This window comes from Streptomyces alboflavus, assembly GCF_000716675.1.
GTDB classification, from domain to species: domain Bacteria; phylum Actinomycetota; class Actinomycetes; order Streptomycetales; family Streptomycetaceae; genus Streptomyces; species Streptomyces alboflavus.
Window position 1 is genome coordinate 133,398 of the sequence record NZ_JNXT01000022.1, and the last position, 18,943, is coordinate 152,340.

Annotated in this window: 16 protein-coding genes; 3 read left to right on the forward strand and 13 right to left on the reverse strand. The window is 72.9% G+C overall.

Annotated elements, in window-relative coordinates:
• Positions 1–37 precede the first annotated feature (37 nt).
• From OO63_RS18595 to rpe, 6 genes are all read right to left on the reverse strand, one after another.
• Positions 38–1,231 (reverse strand): cytochrome P450, encoded by a 1,194-nt coding sequence (locus OO63_RS18595; RefSeq protein ID WP_030360449.1) that lies wholly within the window; start codon positions 1,229–1,231, stop codon positions 38–40.
• A gap of 350 nt (positions 1,232–1,581) precedes the next feature.
• Positions 1,582–3,024, reverse strand: coding sequence for a GuaB1 family IMP dehydrogenase-related protein (locus OO63_RS18600; protein WP_030360450.1), 1,443 nt, complete (start codon positions 3,022–3,024; stop codon positions 1,582–1,584).
• A gap of 163 nt (positions 3,025–3,187) precedes the next feature.
• On the reverse strand, positions 3,188–3,601 hold the full coding sequence (locus OO63_RS18605) for a barstar family protein (protein WP_030360451.1): 414 nt from the start codon (positions 3,599–3,601) through the stop codon (positions 3,188–3,190).
• 120 nt (positions 3,602–3,721) lie between these two features.
• The gene (locus OO63_RS18610) at positions 3,722–4,174 is read right to left on the reverse strand and encodes a guanyl-specific ribonuclease (RefSeq protein ID WP_030360452.1); all 453 of its coding nucleotides are present in this window, start codon (positions 4,172–4,174) and stop codon (positions 3,722–3,724) included.
• 174 nt (positions 4,175–4,348) lie between these two features.
• Positions 4,349–5,401: a sugar-binding transcriptional regulator gene (locus OO63_RS18615; RefSeq protein WP_030360453.1), complete on the reverse strand. Its 1,053-nt coding sequence runs from the start codon at positions 5,399–5,401 to the stop codon at positions 4,349–4,351.
• A gap of 133 nt (positions 5,402–5,534) precedes the next feature.
• Positions 5,535–6,221, reverse strand: a complete 687-nt coding sequence (rpe, locus tag OO63_RS18620; protein WP_030360454.1) for a ribulose-phosphate 3-epimerase — start codon at positions 6,219–6,221, stop codon at positions 5,535–5,537.
• Between the two features lie 163 nt (positions 6,222–6,384).
• Here rpe and OO63_RS18625 point away from each other — a divergent pair, with 163 nt between their 5' ends.
• Positions 6,385–8,526, forward strand: coding sequence for an MMPL family transporter (locus tag OO63_RS18625; RefSeq protein ID WP_051810980.1), 2,142 nt, complete (start codon positions 6,385–6,387; stop codon positions 8,524–8,526).
• 46 nt (positions 8,527–8,572) lie between these two features.
• Here the strand turns inward: OO63_RS18625 and OO63_RS18630 are convergent, their stop codons facing one another.
• The 3 genes from OO63_RS18630 to OO63_RS18640 form a co-directional block, all read right to left on the reverse strand.
• A complete protein-coding gene (locus OO63_RS18630) occupies positions 8,573–9,715 on the reverse strand; it encodes an RNA polymerase sigma factor (RefSeq protein ID WP_030360456.1) in 1,143 nt (380 codons plus the stop codon).
• A gap of 8 nt (positions 9,716–9,723) precedes the next feature.
• The gene (locus OO63_RS18635) at positions 9,724–10,131 is read right to left on the reverse strand and encodes a YciI family protein (RefSeq protein WP_030360457.1); all 408 of its coding nucleotides are present in this window, start codon (positions 10,129–10,131) and stop codon (positions 9,724–9,726) included.
• Positions 10,132–10,250: 119 nt separating this feature from the next.
• Complete coding sequence (locus OO63_RS18640) at positions 10,251–10,727, reverse strand: hypothetical protein (protein WP_030360458.1); 477 nt, start codon at positions 10,725–10,727, stop codon at positions 10,251–10,253.
• 152 nt (positions 10,728–10,879) lie between these two features.
• On the opposite strand from OO63_RS18640, the gene OO63_RS18645 reads away from it, so the two are divergent.
• A complete protein-coding gene (locus OO63_RS18645) occupies positions 10,880–11,548 on the forward strand; it encodes a TetR/AcrR family transcriptional regulator (protein ID WP_078619216.1) in 669 nt (222 codons plus the stop codon).
• On the opposite strand, the gene OO63_RS18650 is transcribed toward OO63_RS18645, so the two are convergent.
• Entirely contained in the window at positions 11,529–13,031 is a 1,503-nt protein-coding gene (locus tag OO63_RS18650; protein ID WP_030360460.1) for an RsmB/NOP family class I SAM-dependent RNA methyltransferase, read from the reverse strand. The genes OO63_RS18645 and OO63_RS18650 overlap by 20 nt on opposite strands.
• A 112-nt stretch (positions 13,032–13,143) precedes the next feature.
• Complete coding sequence (fmt, locus tag OO63_RS18655) at positions 13,144–14,076, reverse strand: methionyl-tRNA formyltransferase (protein ID WP_030360461.1); 933 nt, start codon at positions 14,074–14,076, stop codon at positions 13,144–13,146.
• A gap of 489 nt (positions 14,077–14,565) precedes the next feature.
• On the opposite strand from fmt, the gene OO63_RS18660 reads away from it, so the two are divergent.
• The gene (locus OO63_RS18660; protein ID WP_033264240.1) at positions 14,566–15,129 is read left to right on the forward strand and encodes a hypothetical protein; all 564 of its coding nucleotides are present in this window, start codon (positions 14,566–14,568) and stop codon (positions 15,127–15,129) included.
• 110 nt (positions 15,130–15,239) lie between these two features.
• On the opposite strand, the gene OO63_RS18665 is transcribed toward OO63_RS18660, so the two are convergent.
• Together OO63_RS18665 and metK are read right to left on the reverse strand one after the other, a co-directional pair.
• Positions 15,240–17,390 carry a primosomal protein N' gene (locus tag OO63_RS18665; protein WP_030360463.1) on the reverse strand — a complete coding sequence of 717 codons (2,151 nt, stop codon included), beginning with the start codon at positions 17,388–17,390 and terminating at the stop codon, positions 15,240–15,242.
• Between the two features lie 142 nt (positions 17,391–17,532).
• On the reverse strand, positions 17,533–18,741 hold the full coding sequence (metK, locus tag OO63_RS18670; protein WP_030360464.1) for a methionine adenosyltransferase: 1,209 nt from the start codon (positions 18,739–18,741) through the stop codon (positions 17,533–17,535).
• Between the last annotated feature and the right edge of the window lie 202 nt (positions 18,742–18,943).

Below are 18,943 nucleotides of genomic sequence, written 5' to 3' on the forward strand. Positions count from 1 at the left end.
GTTCTGGCGAGGTGTTCGTGAGCTGGTCGGCGGCGCGCTATGCGACGCGGAGCGGGAGAATCCTGGCGCCGGCCAGATCCATGGACGGGAAGAACACCGGCGGGCTGTCCGGGTCCGTGTGCATGGCGGAATAGCGGTCCAGGAGGACGTTCAACGCGACGCGGCCCTCCAGACGTGCCAGGGGCGCGCCGACGCAGTAGTGATTGCCGCGGCTGAACGCGATGTGCGGGTTGGGGTCGCGGGTCGGATCGAAGACGTCCGCGTCGGCGAACTGCCGGCCGTCCCGGTTCGCCGCCGCCAGCCACACCACGAGCATCTGGTCGGCGGGCACCACCTGTCCGCCGATGTTCACCTCGGTGGTGGTGGCGCGGGAAGTCGCCGGGAAGGGGCTCAGGAAGCGCAGGGACTCCTCGATGGTGGACGGCACCAGCGTGCGGTCCGCGCGGACCCGGGCCGCGTGTTCCGGGTACGCGTCCAGGCACAGCACCGTGCTGCCCAGCAGCATCGTCGTGGTGATGTGCCCGGCGAACATCACGATGGTCCCGAAGTTCGCCACCTCGCCGTCGGTCAGCCGCCTGCCGTCGACCTCCGCCTGAACCAGCCGGGTCAGCAGGTCCTCCCGCGGCGCCCTCCGGCGCTCGGAGGCGTGTTCGTGCAGGTAACCGTGGAGTTGCCGCATCTGGTCGTCGAGGGTACGGAGGTTGCCGTCACCCACCTCGCTGTTGTCGATGAGATCGAACGGGCTCTTGTTCTCGGTGATCTGATACGTCAGCTGCTTGAGCATCTCGCGGTCGCTGCGGGGCAGGCCGAGCAGTTCGGCGATCACGATCACCGGCAGCGGGAAGGCGAGAGCCTCCACGAAGTCGAACCGGTCGGCGCCGGCCACCTCGTCGAGGAGTTCCTCGGTGATCTCGCGGATCCGCGGTTCGAGGTCGCCCACGACCTTCGGGGTGAACGCGCTGCTGATCAGCGCGCGCAGCTTGGTGTGTTCGGGAGGGTCTAAGTGCGTCACATCGCCCTCGGAGAGCGCCGGGTCGATGTCCACGGGGAACAGGTGCGCGGTGTCGGACGTGTACGTCGCCGGGTCGCCGAGGATCTCACTGGCCTCCGCGTAGCCGTAGACGTTCCACATCGCGTGCTTCTCGTCGAAATCCACCGGCTGCTCCGGGCGGATCCCGCGCAGCCAGAAATGCTCGGGCCGTATGTTCCATCGCTCGTCGAGGGCGGTCATCAATTACCTCCACGGTTCCTGGTACTGAATGACGGTCCGAGACCACAACCTGCTTCACGTCACCTCGCGGCGCCAGCAAGTCGCTCACGCACCCAGGGAAACCGTGCCCTGGTACACCGCCGCGGAATCACCCGGGGAAGGGCAAAAGAAGACGATCTTCCACTACCGTGCGGAGCGGGAAAGGGTAGGAGCTATACGCCGTAAATGGACCGCTTGTTTCAGCCTTTTCGTGACCGCCCGACGGCGCGCGACCCCGATGGCCGATAAACAACCCCGGAGACGACGACGGCCCCCACCGGTCTCTCGACAGGTGGGGGCCGTCCCGGCACGGCTCAGGGTGTGACGGAGGATCAGCTCCAGCTGGCGTGCAGCGGCTTGCCCTCGGCGTATCCGGCAGCGCTCTGGATGCCGACGGTGGCCTTCTCGGCGAACTCCGCGAGGGACGCGGCGCCCGCGTAGGTGCAGGAGGAGCGGACACCCGCGATGACCGAGTCGATCAGGTCCTCGACACCCGGGCGTGCCGGGTCGAGGAACATGCGGGAGGTGGAGATGCCCTCTTCGAACAGCGCCTTGCGGGCACGGTCGTAGGCCGACTCCTCGCTGGTCCGGTTGCGCACGGCGCGGGCCGATGCCATGCCGAAGGACTCCTTGTACGCACGTCCCTGCGCGTCGTGCTGGAGGTCGCCCGGGGACTCGTAGGTGCCCGCGAACCAGGATCCGATCATGACGTTCGACGCGCCGGCGGCCAGCGCCATGGCGACGTCGCGCGGGTGCCGGACACCGCCGTCGGCCCACACGTGCTTGCCGAACTTCGCGGCCTCCGCGGCGCATTCGAGCACCGCGGAGAACTGCGGGCGGCCCACGCCGGTCATCATCCGCGTGGTGCACATGGCGCCGGGGCCGACGCCGACCTTGATGATGTCGGCGCCCGCCTCGATCAGGTCGCGCACGCCCTCGGCGGCGACGATGTTGCCCGCGACGATCGGCACCTGCGGGTCGAGCGCGCGCACGGCCTTGACCGCGGCGATCATCGACTCCTGGTGGCCGTGCGCGGTGTCCACGACGAGCGTGTCGACGCCCGCGTCGAGGAGCTGCTTGGCCTTGCCCGCCACGTCGCCGTTGATGCCGACGGCGGCGGCGACGCGGAGCTTGCCGTTCGCGTCCACGGCCGGGGTGTACAGCGTGGCGCGCAGGGCGCCGGTGCGGGTGAGGATGCCCGCGAGGCGGCCGTCCTTGTCGACGGCCGGGGCGTAGCGCCGGTTGGCGCCGTCCAGCTTGTTGAAGGCGTCGCGCGGGTCGATGTCCGCGTCCAGCAGGAGCAGGTCCTTGGACATGACCTCGGACAGCTGCGTGAAGCGGTCGACGCCGCTGAGGTCGGCGTCGGTGACCACGCCGACCGGCTTGTGGTCGGCGTCCACCACGACGCCCGCGTCGTGCGCCCGCTTGGGCAGCAGCGCGAGGGCGTCCGCGACGGTCTGCGTGGGGGCGAGGACGATCGGGGTGTCGAGCACGTGGTGACGCGTCTTCACCCAGGAGATGACCTCGGTGACGACGTCGATCGGGATGTCCTGCGGAATGACGACGAGGCCGCCGCGGCGGGCGACGGTCTCGGCCATGCGGCGGCCCGCGATCGCGGTCATGTTGGCGACGACCAGCGGGATCGTGGTGCCCGTGCCGTCCGGCGACGAGAGGTCGACGCCCTGGCGCGAGCCCACGGCGGAACGCCTCGGCACCACGAAGACGTCGTCGTACGTCAGGTCGTACGCGGGCTGGATGTCATTGAGGAAACGCACGTGCTGCTCATCCCAGTCGATCAGAGGTGGCCCCCGAACAGGACAGCCGGGGGAAAAGCACGTACTTCATTGTCCCATGCCGCGGGGATTGCGCTGCCTGGGACGATCACCCAGACGCCCCCGAACGCCCTGGTCGGATCGTCCAAGCCGGACGCACTCCGCCTCAGTCCGAAAGCGGCCCCACCACGAGGACGACCTCAAGGCCCCGCTCCCGCCCCCGCCAGTACGTGACCGCGTCGGCGAACACCTCCTGTGCGACCGCCCAGTCGCCCGGCGCCGCCTCGGCGTACTCCCGCCACCCGGAGACGACGAGCAGCCGCCCCGGCGCGTCGGTCGTCCAGGACAGGTCGGTGAGGCAGTCCGCGAGCGCGTCCCAGTTGCGGCCGAACCAGTCCGGCAGCTCCAGCGCCCCCGCGCACCGGTCCATGAAGGCGTCCTTGTCGAGCACGCCGGTCAGGTCGAGCGCGAGCGTGGCCCAGCCGCTGCCGCGCACGGCGTCGAGCACCGAGGCGGGCACGGGCCCGAGCGCCTCGCCCCCGCCGTCCGCGTGGACCCGCTCCGCGTCCTCGTCCGCCATCACGCCCTCGCCTCCCGCGTCACGCCCGCCGTACCCACCACGTCCACCACTCCCGCCACTGTCGTCACCGTGGACCCACGCCTTCCCCCGCCGCGCCGCCCCATCCCCGTGCTGCCGCCGTCATCTCAGGACCGCTCTGAACGACGCGTAGTGGTCGTCCGTGTAGTACGTCTCGTGCTCGCGGCCGGTGACGATGCGGCGGGCGCCGCGGTTGCGGGCGCCGGGGGTGGGGACGGTGTACTCGCGGTAGTAGCCGCGTGCGTGCCGGGGCAGCTCGCCCTCGAAGTTGCCGAAGACGGTGCCGTCCTTCTCGTACGGGAAAGGGCCGCCGCTGTCGATGAGGCGCAGCGTCCGCCGGGCCTCGGCGGGGAGCCGGGCGGCCTCGACGGTCTCCATGCCGCGTGCCCACGCGGGGGTCTGCGCGGCGCTCGGGCTGCTGCGCCGGTCGGCGGCGCTCTGCCGGTCGGGGGTGTCGTTCCCCTCGGTGCCGCAGCCCGCGAGCAGCACCGCGAGGCAGATCAGGAGCGCGCCGAGGAGCGCTCTCCGCAGCTGGCCGGAGGCCCGGAAGATCATGGGGCCGATGCTGCCACAGCTTCCGCGCACCGGCGCGCGCCGACGTATCCACGCCGGTCGGTCACCACCCCCGCGTCGGGCCCCGGCTGTCGCACCGGTCCCCGACCGTCCCCCGTCCCCGGCCCCCCGGCCGCCCTGTCCCGCGCGCCGCACGTACGCCGCGCGGGCCCCGTGCTACTCCCCGTCCGGATCCGCCCGGTCGAGGGCAGGCCGCGGGGCCGAACCGGCGACCAGGAGCTGGTCCGCCGCCGCCGTGTCCGTGACGAGGCTCGTGACGAGCCCGGAGCGGAGCACCGCGTCGATCGCGGCGGCCTTGCGCTGGCCCCCGGCGATCGCGACGACCTCGGGGATGCGGCGCAGCCGGTCCGCCTCGACGGTGATGCAGCGCTCGCCCAGGTCGCGGCCGACCCTGCGGCCCTCGGCGTCGAAGAGGTGCGCCGACATCTCCGCGGCGACGCCGAGCGAGGCGTAGTGCGCGCGCTCCTCGTCGGTGAGCATGTCGTGGACCGTGGAGATGCCGGGCTCCCAGGAGCCGATGGACACCGCCGCGACGGTGACCTTGTCGAAGTACTCGAAGGCTCGCGCGATCCCGGTCTGGTGGCGCAGCGCGGCGGCGGTCGCCGCGTCCGGAAGGAGCATCGGGGCGTAGATCGGGTGGGCGTCGCCCCCGGAGACCTGCGCGGCCCTGCGGACCGCCTCCACCGAGCCGCGCTCGGCGGTCCCGGCGTCGTACACGCCTGTCAGCTGCACGACCGTGCAGGGCGGCAGCGCGTCGAGCGCCGCCGCCATGTTGATGGTCGAGCGGCCCCAGGCGAGGCCGAGCACATCGCCCTCGTTGACCAGCTCGCCCAGGAGTCCGGCCGCGACCTCGCCGAGGTTCTCCGGGTCCGGGGAGTCGTCGATGTCCTCGGTCGCCGCCGGGGACTCGACGACGACGGCGTGCCGCAGGCCATAGCGGGCGCGGAGCGCGTCGGAGCGCTCGGCGTCCAGCTCCGCGGGCACGCGGATCTCGATCCGTACAAGATCACGTTCGAGAGCGGTCTCCAGGACCCGGGCCACCTTGAAGCGGCTGACGCCGAACTCCTCGGCGATCTGGATCTTGGACTTGCCCTCGAGATAGAAACGGCGGGCCATGGCCGCCGCCTGCACCAGCTCCGCGGGTCCCATCCGCATGGCTGACCGACCCGCCGACATGGCCGACACGGCGCTCTCCTCACTGCTGTTCACCACATACGTACACCTGGATTCGCTGTTCATCCTTGCAGATCCGGCGTACTTGATCAGCCCTGATGGGCCGCGTTCACGTTCCCGTGGCCAAGCCGTTGGCCAAGCGGCGGACCCGTCGTGCCCGGTCCGCGCCTCAGTGGGCGCACGCCCACCCTGCGGTCCCGGTGGCCTCCTCCGCCTGGGTGCGCAGTGCACGTACCGCTGCTTCGGGGTCGTCCGCCCCGTACACGGCCGACCCGGCGACGAAGACGTCGGCGCCGGCCTCGGCGCAGCGCTCGATGGTGGCGGCCGAGACGCCGCCGTCGACCTGGAGCCACAGGTCGAGTCCGTGCTTGCCGATGAGCTCACGGGTGCGGCGGATCTTGGGCAGCATGATGTCGAGGAAGGCCTGACCGCCGAAGCCCGGCTCGACGGTCATGATCAGGAGCATGTCCAGCTCCGGCAGCAGGTCCTCGTACGGCTCGATGGGCGTCGCGGGCTTCAGCGCCATGGACGCGCGGGCGCCCTTCGCGCGGATCTCGCGGGCGAGCCGCACCGGGGCCGCGGCCGCCTCGGCGTGGAAGGTGACCGATCCCGCGCCCGCTTCGACGTACTGCGGGGCCCAGCGATCGGGGTCCGTCATCATCAGATGGCAGTCCAGGGGCGTGTCCGTCGCTCGCGCCAAAGACTCTACGACCGGCACCCCGAGGGTCAGGTTCGGTACGAAGTGGTTGTCCATGACGTCGACATGGAGCCAATCTGCGCCGTGAACGGCACGCGCCTCGTCGGCGAGGCGGGCGAAGTCGGCGGAGAGGATGCTGGGGTTGATCTGCACGGCCATGCCCCAAGACTGCCATGCCGGGCGGCGGTTGCCCGCGCCGGTCCCGCCTGGGCCACCGAGGGGCGCGTGCCAGGAGTGAAAGCGACCTCCCCGGCCCGCGCACCGCGTGCCATGCTGTCCGTCCACCGCCAGCGCGTGGGACAGCAGGGGGACAACCATGCCCATGTCTCGGTCTGGGACGCGGTCCGACAACGAGCGCCAGGAACGCCGGGGAGTGGCCTGGCTGGTCTGTGGGCCGCGCGCCAAGTGGCTGGTCCTGGTGTTCTGGCTGATCGTCCTGGTGCTGGCCGCGCCGCTGGCCTCCAAACTCGCCGACAAGCAGGACAACACGGCGTCGTCCTGGGTACCGCGGTCCGCGGAGTCCACCCGGGTCCTCGACACCTCCGAGGGCTTCCGGCCCGAGACCATGCCGATGGTGATCCTCTTCGCCCGCGAGGACGGCCCGCTGACCGAGCGGGACCGGGCGCGGATCGCGGACGGCGTGGCCGAGGTCAAGCAGTTGCGCTCGCACTTCATCCGCGGCGACGAGACCCGCGGCCCTGCCTTCGACAAGCCGGGCGCCGAGGCGCGGGCGGCACAGGTCTACGTACCGCTGACGATGGACAACGACCTCTGGAACGACCTGCCGGAGGCCGTCGACGACGTCAAGGACAAGGTGGGCGACGGCGAGGACGGCCTCGCGGTCTACGTCACCGGGCCCGCCGGGGTCTCCGCCGACCTGTCCGAGGCCTTCGCGGAGATCGACTCGACGCTGCTGCTCACGGCGGGCGCGGTCGTCGTGGTGGCCCTGCTGATCACCTACCGCAGCCCGATCCTGCTGTTCGTCCCGCTGATCTCGGCGTTCGTGTCGCTGTACGCGGCGCAGGCGCTGATCTATCTCCTCGCCGAGCACGCGGACCTGACCGTCAACGGCCAGAGCGCGGGCATCCTGACCGTCCTCGTCTTCGGCGCGGGCACGGACTACGCCCTGCTGCTCGTCGCCCGATACAGAGAAGAGCTGCGCCGCCACTCGGACCGGCACGAGGCGATGGCGCTCGCCCTGCACCGGGCGGGCCCTGCCGTGCTCGCGTCCGGCGCGACCGTCGTCCTGAGCATGCTGGTGCTGCTCGCCGCCGAGATGAACTCCACCCGCGGGCTCGGGCCCGTCGCGGCGATCGGTGTCGCGGTCGCGGTGCTCGCGATGCTGTCGCTGTTCCCCGCGCTGCTCGTGATCTGCGGCCGCTGGCTGTTCTGGCCGCTGGTCCCGCACGAGGGCAGCGCCGACCCGGCCGAGCAGGGCCTGTGGGCGCGGATGGGGCGCCGAATCGCCGACCGCCCCCGCAAGACCTGGATCGTCACCTCCCTTGCCCTCGCGGCGCTCGCCCTCGGCCTGCTCCAGCTGCGCGCGGCCGGGGTCAGCAACGAGGACTCCTTCATCGACAAGCCCGACTCGGTCACCGGCCAGGAGGTGAAGGCCGACTTCTTCCCCGCGGGCACCGGCGACCCGATGGTCGTCATCGCGGACAAGGCGCGGGCCGAGGAGGTCAGCCGTGCCGTCGACAACACCCGCGGTGTGCAGAAGGGAAGCGTCGCGGTCCCGCCGGGCACGAAGGCCGAGCACGACGGCAAGGTGCTCGTCGAGGCGATCCTCACCGACCCGGCCGACGGGAAGGCGGCCAAGGACACCGTGGAGCGGGTCAGGGACGCGGTGCACGCCGTGCCGGACGCGGACGCGCACGTCGGCGGCGGCACGGCGACGCTGCTGGACATGGACAAGGCGACCATCCGCGACGACAAGCTGGTCATCCCGCTCGTCCTGCTGGTGGTGCTGCTCATCCTCGGCGCCCTGCTGCGTGCCGTCGTCGCCCCGCTGCTCCTGATCGCCACGGTGATCCTGTCGTTCTCGGCGGCCCTCGGCATCAGCGCGCTCGTCTTCCGCCACGTCTTCGACTTCCCCGGCGAGTCCACGGACTTCCCGCTGTTCGTGTTCGTCTTCCTCGTGGCGCTCGGCATCGACTACAACATCTTCCTGTCGACCCGCATCCGCGAGGAGGCGGCCCGCCAGGGCACCCGTCCCGGCGTGCTGACCGGCCTCTCCGCGACCGGCGCGGTCATCACATCGGCGGGTCTGGTCCTCGCGGGCACCTTCGCCGCCCTCGCCACGATCCCGATGGTGGCGTTCGTCGAGATCGGCTTCGCGGTCGCGCTCGGCGTCCTCCTGGACACCTTCATCGTCCGCTCGGTCCTGGTCACGTCCCTGTTCCTGGACGTGGGCCCGAAGGTGTGGTGGCCGCACGCGCTGGCGCGCGAGGACGCCCGGCGCTGAGGCGCGGCCGACCGCCCCGGGGGCGCGGCCACGCGGTGCGACGGCATCACGGGCGGGCGGTGTTGAGCCGGGCGGCCTGCCGCGTCAGGTGGTCCCGCTCGGCGCGGTTGGAAGCCTGGTGGGCCGCCTCGGCGTACAGCCGTGCCGCCGTCGTCAGGTCGCCGTCACGCTCGTGGAGGTACGCGGCCACCGCGGCGTGGCGCGGGACGGTCTCGTCGACCTCCTTCAGCGCCGTCAGCCCGGCGCGCGGCCCGTCGGCCTCGCCGACGGCCACCGCGCGGTTGAGCCGGACGACGGGGCTGTCGGTCAGGCGGACGAGTTCGTCGTACCACTCGACGATCTGCACCCAGTCGGTCTCCGCCGCGGTGGGCGCGTCGGCGTGGAGGGCGGCGACGGCGGCCTGGGCCTGGAACTCGCCGAGGCGGTCGCGGGCGAGGGCCTCCTGGAGGATCCCGATGCCCTCGGCGATCGCCGCGGTGTCCCACCGGGAGCGGTCCTGCTCGGCGAGCGGCACCAGGCCCCCGTCGGGGGTGGTCCGGGAGGCGCGCCGGGCGTGGTGGAGCAGCATCAGGGCGAGCAGCCCCGCGACCTCGGGGTGGTCGATAGCGGCGGCGAGCTGCCGGGTGAGCCGGATGGCCTCGGCGGCGAGGTCGATGTCGCCGGAGTAGCCCTCGTTGAAGACCAGGTAGAGGACGCGCAGCACGGTGGCGACGTCGCCACTCCGATCGAGGCGTACGCCGGAGACCGTGCGCTTGGCGCGGCTGATGCGCTGCGCCATGGTCGCCTCGGGCACCAGGTAGGCCCGGGCGATCTGGCGGGTGGTGAGGCCGCCGACGGCGCGCAGGGTGAGCGCGACGGCGGCGGACGGCGTCAGCGACGGGTGGGCGCACAGGAAGTAGAGCTGGAGCGTGTCGTCCACCGCGGTCGCGGGTCCGGGCGGCGGCTCTTCGTCGACGAGGTCCTCACGGCGGCGGCGGGCGGTGTCGGACCGGGTCGCGTCGAGGAACTTGCGCCAGGCCACGGTGACCAGCCAGCCCTTCGGGTCCCGGGGCTCGTCGGCCGGCCAGGCGCGGACCGCCTCGACCAGGGCGTCCTGCACGGCGTCCTCGGCCGCCGCGAAGTCTGCTCCGCGGCGGACGAGGATCCCGATGACGCTCGGCGTGAGGCTCCTGAGCAGGGCCTCGTCCATGGGCAGGGTCACTCCGTGACGGTGGGCGACTCGCCCAGGAACGGCCGCAGCTCCAGCCACTCGTGGATCGGCCGCCCGCCCGCGCCGGGGGCCGCCGACAGCTCTCCGGCAAGGGCGAGGGCGCGCTCGTAGCTGTCGACGTCGATCACCATCCAGCCGGCGATGAGGTCCTTGGTCTCGGCGAACGGGCCGTCGGTGACGGGCGGGCGGCCCTCGCCGTCGTACCGGACGAACGTGCCGCCGGGGGCGAGCGCCTGGCTGTCGACGTACTCGCCGGTCTCCTCCAGGCGGGCGGCGAAGTCGTTCATGTACTGGATGTGGGCGGTGATCTCCTCCTGCGTCCACTTCTCCATCGGCACGTGGTTCACGGACTCCGGGGCGCCGCGGTAGTGCTTGAGCAACAGGTACTTCGCCATGGTGTTCTCCTCGGTGCTGTGCGACCCATTCTGGTCACGTTCACCCCGGGGACGGAGCCGGTCACCGATTCTGGACAGCACCGGCGAAGTTTTTTCGCCCGCGTCGGCGAATCGGTGGGCTACCGGCCATCGAGCTCGGCGTTCGCCCTGGTCGTGACGTGGGCGAGCGCCCGGGCCGCGATCTCGCGGTCGGCCTGCGGCAGGTCCCCGTACAGCCGCTCGGCCGTCTCGGCCACGGCGTCCGCGAAGGCGCGCTGGACGCTGTCGCCCCGGTCGGTGAGGGACGGCCGGGCGCCCTCGACAAGACCGGCGTCGGCGATTTCGTCGAGCAGGACGAGCGCCGCCGACCCGCTGATCTTGAGCTTCGCGGTCAGGTGGCCGACGGCACCGGCGCGGTCGAACCCGTCGGAGACGGCCTTGAGCGCCACGGACTGGTGGAAGGTCAGCCCCGAACCGGCGAGGAGCCGATCCCGCACGGCGGCGATCGCGTGGTACGTGATGCCGATGACCTGGCCGTTGAGGAGGGGCGTTGCCGGGGTCGAGGAGGCGGGAGGAGTGCTGGGAGAGGTGGCGGGCGGGGTGGAGACGGCAGTCATGGCGTGAATCTCCTTACGGGCGAGGCGCGTTGAGGTTCCGGGCACCAACCGGAGAGGTCTCCGCTTGGCGTGACGCAACTCTAAGCGGAGCCTTCTCCGGTTTTCAAGAGATAACCGGAGAAGTCTCCGATACGTCCGTTACGCTGCTCCGCATGACCACCCCCGCAGGACGCGCCTCCGCAGGACGCACCCCCACCGAGCGCGCCGATCGCCCCGAGCACGCCGCTCGCCCCGAGCGCACGGAACGCGCCGACGCCGCCCGCAACCGCCTCCGCATCCTCGACGCCGCCCGGCGCCTGCTCGCGGCGGACGGCTTCGCCGAGCTGTCCCTCGACGCGGTGGCCAAGGAGGCGGGGGTCGGGGTGGGCACGGTCTACCGGCGCTTCCACAACCGCGCGGGGCTCGTCTACGCGCTGATCGAGGACAACGAGACCCGCTTCCAGGAGGCGTTCGCGCGCCACTGTGGGGACGGGGCCCCGTCGGCGTACGAACGGCTGCGCGCCTTCCTGCACGGCATGGCCGAACTCGTCGACGACAACCGGGAGTTGCTGCTCCTGGCCGAGGCGAGCGCACCAGCGGGGCGCTATCACAGCACACCGTTCCGGCGGCACCACGAGCAGGTCGTCGGCATGGTCACCGAGCTGGCCCCCGGCGTGGACGCCGCCTATCTGGCGGACCTGCTCCTGATGGCGTACACGCCGGGCCTGTTCGACTTCCAGCGGACCGAGCGCGGCTGGGACGTGGACCGCATCAAGGGCGGCCTCGACGCGCTGATCGCGGGCATCGGGGCCGCCCCGCCGGTCACCCCGTGCGCCGGATGACCGCCAGATACATCGCGTCCGTCCCGTGCAGGTGCGGCCACAGCTGGACGTCGGGGCCGTCCCCGAGCGCCGGCACGCCGGGCATCAGGTCCCGGGCGTCCACCAGCTCCGCGTCCCCCCACTGCTTGAGCACGTCGTCGACGACGGCGCGGGTCTCGGCGAGGTGCGGCGAGCACGTGGCGTACCCGACGACACCGCCGACCCGCACCGACTCCAACGCCGTGCGCAACAGAGCGCGTTGCAACGGAGCAAAGCCCTCAAGGTCCTCGGGGCGGCGCCGCCAGCGCGCCTCGGGTCGTCGCCGCAGCGCCCCGAGTCCCGTGCAGGGAACGTCCATCAGGACCCGGTCGAAGCTCCCGGGCCGCCACGGCGGCCGGGTGCCGTCGGCGGCGACGACCTGGTAGGGGCCGGGGTTCCCGGCGAGAGCCTGGCCCACGAGGCGGGCGCGGTGCGGCTGCTTCTCGGCGGCGAGGAGCACGGCCCCGCGCTCGGCGGCGAGGCCCGCGAGCATGGCGGCCTTGCCGCCGGGGCCCGCGCAGCCGTCGAGCCACTTGGTGTCCGACCCCTCGACGGGGGCGTTCGCGAGTGCGAGCGCGACCAGCTGGCTGCCCTCGTCCTGTACCCCGGCCCGCCCCTCGCGCACCAGCTCCAGCGAGCCGGGCTCGCCGCCCTCGGTGAGCCGCACGGCGTACGGCGACCAGCGGCCCAAGAGCGCCGAGTCCGGGTCGAGCGAGTCGAGGAGTTCTGCGGCCGTGGACCGTCCCGGGCGCGCCACGAGGGTCACCTCGGGCCGCTCGTTGTCGGCCTCCAGGAGGTCCTCGATCCCGGCCCGGCCGCCCCCGAGGGAGTCCCAGAGCGAGGAGACGACCCACCGCGGATGCGAGTGCACGACGGCGAGATGGTCCTCGGGGTCCTCGTCATAGGGCGGCGCGACCCTCTCCAGCCAGCCGTCGAGGTCGTCCCGCGCCACCTTCCGCAGCACCGCGTTCACGAACTTGGCCCGCCCGTCGCCGAGCACCACCCGCGCCAGCTCCACCGACGCGGACACGGCGGCGTGCGAGGGGATGCGGGTGCCGAGCAGCTGGTGGACGCCCAGGTTCAGGACGTCCAGGACGGGCGGGTCGACCTCGCGCAGCGGCCGGTCGATGCAGGCCGCGACGATCGCGTCGTACGTGCCCTGGCGGCGCAGCGTCCCGTACACCAGCTCCGTGGCGAGCGCCGCGTCCCGCGCGTCGAACTTCTCCGGCCCCTCCTGCTCACGGGCCTTGCGCAGCAGCGGCGGCAGCACGAGGTTCGCGTACGCGTCCCGCTCGTCGACGGCCCGCAGCGCCTCGAAGGCGAGGAAGCGGACCGGGTCCTTCTGCGGGCGGCGGTACGGCTTGTGGGGCTTGCCGGAGTTCCCGGGCCGCCCCTGGGAGGCGGGCTTGCCCTGACCTCCGGACTTGCCCTGGGTGCGGGGACGCCGGTTCGGCTGGTCGTTCAAAGGTGCTCCGCTGCTGGTGATGGGGCGAACCATGTCAGCGTACGTCGCCCACGCCCGACCTCCCACCCGCACCCTCAGGCCCGGCCCTCCACCCGCACCCTCGCGGGCGGCCTCAGGCGCCGAGCCGCTCCCCGGAGGCGATCCGCACCCCGCGCGCCCAGTCGGCCGCGGCCATCGGCTTCTTGCCCTGCGCCTGCACCCACAGCAGCTCCACGGCGTACGAGCCCGTGCCGACGTGCAGCGTCTTCTTGCCCGCGGCGATCTCACCGGGCGCGAGGTCGGTGCGGTCGGGGACGGGCGTGGCCTGGATCAGCTTCAGGCGCTCACCGCGGAACACGGTCCACGCGCCGGGCGCGGGCGTGCAGCCGCGCACCACGCGGTCGACCCGGAGGGCGGGCGCCGACCAGTCGATGTGCGCGTCCTCGACGGTGATCTTCGGTGCGAGGCTGACGCCGTCGGCGGGCTGCGGCACGGCCGTCAGGGCGCCGTCCTCGATGCCGTCCATCGTCGCGGCGAGCAGCCCGGAGCCCGCGAAGGCGAGCCGGGTCAGAAGGTCGCCGCTGGTGTCGGTGGACCGGATCTCCTCGGTGACCGTGCCGTACACCGGGCCGGAGTCCAGGCCCTCCTCGATCAGGAACGTGGAGGCGCCGGTGATCTCGTCCCCGGCCATGATCGCGTGCTGCACCGGCGCGGCACCCCGCCAGGCGGGCAGCAGCGAGAAGTGCAGATTGACCCAGCCGTGCGCCGGGATGTCCAGGGCGGACTTCGGCAGCAGCGCGCCGTAGGCGACGACCGGGCAGCAGTCCGGCGCGATCTCCCGCAGGCGGGCCTGGAACGCCTCGTCCCGCGGCTTCGCCGGCTTCAGGACCTCGATCCCGGCCTCCTCCGCACGCTCGGCCACCGGACTGGCGACCAGCCTGCGGCCACGGCCCGCGGGCGCGTCGGGGCGGGTGACGACGGCGGCCACCTCGTGCCTGCCGGATGCGATCAGCGCGTCCAGGGCGGGGACGGCGACCTCGGGGGTGCCTGCGAAGACCAGCTTCACTGGGTGGTACCTCGGTTCTCTGGGGGTCGGCGACGGATTCGGGTGGTCGGCGACGCACCAGTCTATGGGCCCTGCCCAGAGGTTTCCCGGGGGCGTACGCACGGCTGTGCGCCCTGCGCATATGCGCATACGCCCCTGGACCGTGACCCCTCACGACGTAGCGCGTTGGGTCAAGAGAAAGTTGACCACAACGGGCCGCACGCGCGGCCCGCTCCTCATTGCACAGCACCACCAACCCCCCACCGCCGCAGCGGAACCGGGACACGGACCGCCCCGGCACGCCCCACTTCCCCGTACGCAGCCCGTCCCCGCCCGACGCGCCCCCCGCGCCCGTCCCCGCCCTTCCCCTCCCCTTCTCCCCTTCTCCCCTTCTCCTCTTCCGTCTCCGCCCTGCTCCTTCCGCCCTTCCCCTTCCGCTCCTCCCTCACTTCCTTCTCCCTTCAGCTCCTTTCATCCCGATCCCTCAACGCCGGTTCGAGAGGCTTGTTCATGGCCGACCACGCAACCCACGACGCCCAGGCACGGGCCAGCCTGCACCTGCTGGTGCGGGACATCGAGCGGGTCCGCCGGCAGGTGGACGCACTGCGCACCCTCACCGCCCAGCTCGGCAACGTCTACCGCCCGCGCCGCTCCAGCCCCTCCGCGGGCTTCGTCGTGTACGGACGCGCTCCCGCTCCGACCGTCCGCCTGGCCCAGGAACTGCGGGACAGCGTCGAGACCCTGGTGACCGCGGCCGTCGACTTCGACCGCTCACTCGGCTTCTCGTGGGACGCGGTGGGCTCCGCGCTCGGCGTCACCAAGCAGGCCGTGCACCGCCGTTACGGCGCACGCCGCACCACGGCCCAGACCAGCGCCGAACCCGAGCGCGCACCCGAGCCGACCACCGCCGCGACCACCACGACGGCCCCCGCCCCGCCCCGCACGGTCCCGGTGGGCGCTCCCCTGCCCTCCGTGCCCGCGGCCCGCACCATGCCGACCCAGCCGTCAGCGGGCAGCCCCGGGCTCCGCGACGACATGCGACCCGGCGCCTTCCCCGGCCCGCGCAACGGCTGACCCGGACGGCAGCCGCCTGCCCCCTGCCCACGACGGGCAGGGGGCAGCCGCGCTTCCGGACCACCCACCACCCGGCCCGGCGCCCGTCGGCTCAGCCGACTCCCACCGACTCAGCCGATGTCCGCAGGATCGATCCGCACCCGAACCGCCTCCTGCTGCCCCGCCCCCCGCGCCATCCGCGCCGCCTGCGCCGTCTTCAGGGCCCGGGCGAGCGCCGCGCCGCTGCCGGGCGGAACCCGGACGAGCGCGCGCTCCCACTGCTCGCCGGGCGGCGCGTCCCCGGGCCTCCGGGGCCGGCCCGCCGCCGGGGTGGCGACCGGCACCGGGCCCAACACCTCGGCGTCCGGAGGCAGTTCGGCGCTGCGCAGGAACTCGGACAGCGCGTCCGGGGCCCCGGTCACCGACGCCATCCGCGACACCGGCGGAAACCCCAGCTCGGCACGCTCCGACAACTCCCGGACCGCGTGCCCCACGGGATCCCACCGCACCAGCGCCTGCACCGGCCGGAGCGTCGGCTCGGCGACGATCACCACCGTGCCGCCCGCGCTCTGGTCGCGTACCAGCGCGGCCGCGCCGATCCAGCGCCGCAGGGCCTCCTCGCCCGCGCGCAGGTCGGGGCGGCCGAGCATGGCCCAGCCGTCGAGCAGCAGGGCGGCCGCGTAGCCGCCCTCGGCGACGGGCTCCGCGCCCGGGGTGCTCACCACCAGGGCGGGCGCGCCGCCCACCGTGTCGAGGACCTGCTCCCGCCCCGACGTCCGCACCGGCACGGCCGGGAACGCCCGCCCCAGCTCCTCGGCGGTCCGCCGCGCCCCCACGACCTGCGCTCGCAACCGGAACCCGCCGCACTCGGAACAGTGCCAGGCACCCTCGCCCCGCCCGCACCAGGCGCAGCACAGCGCACCGCTGTCGCGGGCCTCGAGCGGACCGGCGCAGTGACGGCACCGCGCGGGCTCCCGGCACCGCTCGCAGGCAAGGCGCGGGACATACCCGCGCCGGGGCACCTGCACAAGGACGGGCCCGTGCTTCAGGCCTTCGCGGGCGACCTGCCAGGCCAGCGTGGGCAGCCGCGCGGCCCGCGCGGCCTCGTCGCGGGCGAGGTCGCCGTCCCCGACGGTCCGCACCAGCGGAGCGGCACCCCGCACCTGCTCACGCCCGGCGAGAAGCGGCAGCGCCCACCCGCTCTCGACCAACTGCGCGGCCTCCACCGTGCAGCCCCAACCGCCCAGCAGAAAGCCGCACTTGTCCCGCGCGGCACGCAGTTCGAGCACCTCACGTACATGCGGGAAGGGAGCGTTGTCGTCGCTGTGGCTGGCGTCGCCGTCGTCCCATATGACGACGAGTCCGAGGTCGCGCACCGGGGCGAACATCGCCGCCCGCGTCCCGACGACGGCCCGCACCGAGCCGCGCCGCACGGCCAGCCACTCCCGATACCGCCGCTCCTGCCCCGCGTCGGCGGTGAGCACGGCGTGCCGCCCCTCGCCCAGCCGCTCCCGCAGGGCGGCGTCGACGCGTGCGGCGGGCCGTCCGGCCGGTACGACGACGAGGGCGCCGCGCCCCGAGGCGAGCGTCGCCTGCACGGCCCGGGCGATCTCGTCGGCCCACTGCGGCCCGGGCAGCGCCGTCCACACGGCCCGGGGCGCGCCCCCGGAGGCGAGCGCCGCCACGAACTCCGCGCCGCGTCCGTACCGCGCCCACGACCCCGGTTCGGGCGCGGGCGGCGGCGGAGCGGCGGGCGGCGAGGGCCGGGACTCCGCGCGGGCGTGCCGCGGCGGGACGGCCAACTGCAGGACGTCGGCAAGGCTGCCCGCGTACCGGTCGGCGACGGCGCGGGCGAGGCCGAGCAGCTCCTGGTCGAGCACGGGCTCCGGCGACACGACTTGTGCCAGCGCCGCCAGCGGCCCGCTGTAGTCCGACTCGGCGCACCGCTCGACGACGAACCCGTCGATGAGCCCGCCGCCCTCGCGCCGCCCGTGCCGCACGTTCCGCGCCCCGGCGCCGAACCGCACCCGCACCCGCACCCCGGGCTGCGCGGCCTCGTCCAACTCCTCCGGCACCGCGTAGTCGAAGTACCGGTCGAGATGCAGCACACCCTTGTCGACCACCACCCGCGCCACCGGCAACCCCTCGGCCAACGCGGCCCCCCGCCACGTACGCGGCTTCGCCTTGGGCACCTTGGCCTTGCGCACACTCTCCCGAATGAGCGCGAGCTGCTCGGGCGCGGCGCCCTCACCGCCGTCCGACTGTCCGTTCTCGCTGCTCACAGCCAAATTCCTACCAGACGGCAGTGACAGCGCCGACCGGGGCGGGGACCAAGGGCACTCCGCGCTGCCACGGCACGCACCGAGGCCCGGCCTCCCCGAAGGGAGCACCGGGCCTCAGTGACCGGAAGAGCGTCAGGCGTGCCTACAGACCCACGGCCTTGCGCAGCGCCTCCACCCGGTCCGTCCGCTCCCACGTGAAGTCGGGGACGGCGCGGCCGAAGTGGCCGTACGCGGCGGTCTGGGAGTAGATGGGGCGCAGCAGGTCCAGGTCGCGGATGATCGCGGCCGGGCGGAGGTCGAAGACGTCGCCGATGGCGGCCTCGATCTTGTCCGTGTCGACCTTGGCGGTGCCGAAGGTCTCGACGAACAGGCCCACCGGCTCGGCCTTGCCGATCGCGTAGGCCACCTGGACCTCGCAGCGGGCGGCGAGGCCGGCCGCGACGACGTTCTTGGCGACCCAGCGCATGGCGTAGGCGGCGGAGCGGTCGACCTTGGACGGGTCCTTGCCGGAGAAGGCGCCGCCGCCGTGGCGGGCCATGCCGCCGTACGTGTCGATGATGATCTTGCGGCCGGTCAGGCCGGCGTCGCCCATCGGGCCGCCGATCTCGAAGCGGCCGGTGGGGTTGACCAGGAGGCGGTAGCCCTCGGTCTCCAGCTTGATGCCGTCGTCCAGGAGCGCCTTCAGCTCGGGCTCGACCACGAATTCGCGGATGTCGGGGGCGAGGAGCGAGTCCAGGTCGATGTCCGACGCGTGCTGCGAGGAGACGACGACGGTGTCGAGGCGGACGGCCTTGTCGCCGTCGTACTCGATGGTGACCTGGGTCTTTCCGTCGGGACGCAGGTAGGGGATGGTGCCGTTCTTGCGGACCTCGGAGAGGCGGCGGGACAGGCGGTGCGCGAGGTGGATCGGGAGCGGCATGAGCTCCGGGGTCTCGTCGCAGGCGTAGCCGAACATCAGGCCCTGGTCGCCCGCGCCCTGCTTGTCGAGCTCGTCCTCATCGCCCTCGACACGCTTCTCGTACGCGGTGTCGACACCCTGCGCGATGTCGGGCGACTGGGCTCCGATGGACACCGAGACGCCGCAGGAGGCGCCGTCGAAGCCCTTCTTCGAGGAGTCGTAGCCGATCTCGAGGATCTTGTCGCGCACCAGCTGCGCGATCGGCGCGTACGCCTTGGTCGTGACCTCGCCGGCCACGTGCACGAGGCCGGTGGTGATGAGCGTCTCCACGGCGACCCGGGAGGTCGGGTCCTCCCGCAGAAGGGCGTCGAGGATGGTGTCGCTGATCTGGTCGGCGATCTTGTCGGGGTGACCCTCGGTCACGGACTCCGAGGTGAAGAGACGGCGGGACACATCGCTCCCTGTGGTTGCAGCGGCTGCTGGCTGATCATTGGCGGACGTGCCGAGAGCTGCGCTCGGCGTCGTCCTCGACCAGTTTATCGGTCGCACTCCCCCGCGCGGTCACCTGTCTCGCCACATGGAGCCCTGTGACCTGCGGCACTGCATTGTGCGATACGACGATCGGTCTCCACCAGAGGGCCTGCCGTCCGAATTC

Excerpts from the sequence above, each read along its gene's own strand:
- OO63_RS18610 (WP_030360452.1), bottom strand. The coding sequence starts at position 4,174 with ATGATCTTCCGGGCCTCCGGCCAGCTGCGGAGAGCGCTCCTCGGCGCG.
- OO63_RS18645 (WP_078619216.1), top strand. The coding sequence starts at position 10,880 with ATGACCACCCCCGCAGGACGCGCCTCCGCAGGACGCACCCCCACCGAG.
- OO63_RS18625 (WP_051810980.1), top strand. The coding sequence starts at position 6,385 with ATGTCTCGGTCTGGGACGCGGTCCGACAACGAGCGCCAGGAACGCCGG.
- rpe (WP_030360454.1), bottom strand. The coding sequence starts at position 6,221 with ATGGCCGTGCAGATCAACCCCAGCATCCTCTCCGCCGACTTCGCCCGC.
- OO63_RS18660 (WP_033264240.1), top strand. The coding sequence starts at position 14,566 with ATGGCCGACCACGCAACCCACGACGCCCAGGCACGGGCCAGCCTGCAC.
- OO63_RS18595 (WP_030360449.1), bottom strand. The coding sequence starts at position 1,231 with ATGACCGCCCTCGACGAGCGATGGAACATACGGCCCGAGCATTTCTGG.
- OO63_RS18640 (WP_030360458.1), bottom strand. The coding sequence starts at position 10,727 with ATGACTGCCGTCTCCACCCCGCCCGCCACCTCTCCCAGCACTCCTCCC.
- OO63_RS18635 (WP_030360457.1), bottom strand. The coding sequence starts at position 10,131 with ATGGCGAAGTACCTGTTGCTCAAGCACTACCGCGGCGCCCCGGAGTCC.
- OO63_RS18605 (WP_030360451.1), bottom strand. The coding sequence starts at position 3,601 with ATGGCGGACGAGGACGCGGAGCGGGTCCACGCGGACGGCGGGGGCGAG.
- OO63_RS18630 (WP_030360456.1), bottom strand. The coding sequence starts at position 9,715 with ATGGACGAGGCCCTGCTCAGGAGCCTCACGCCGAGCGTCATCGGGATC.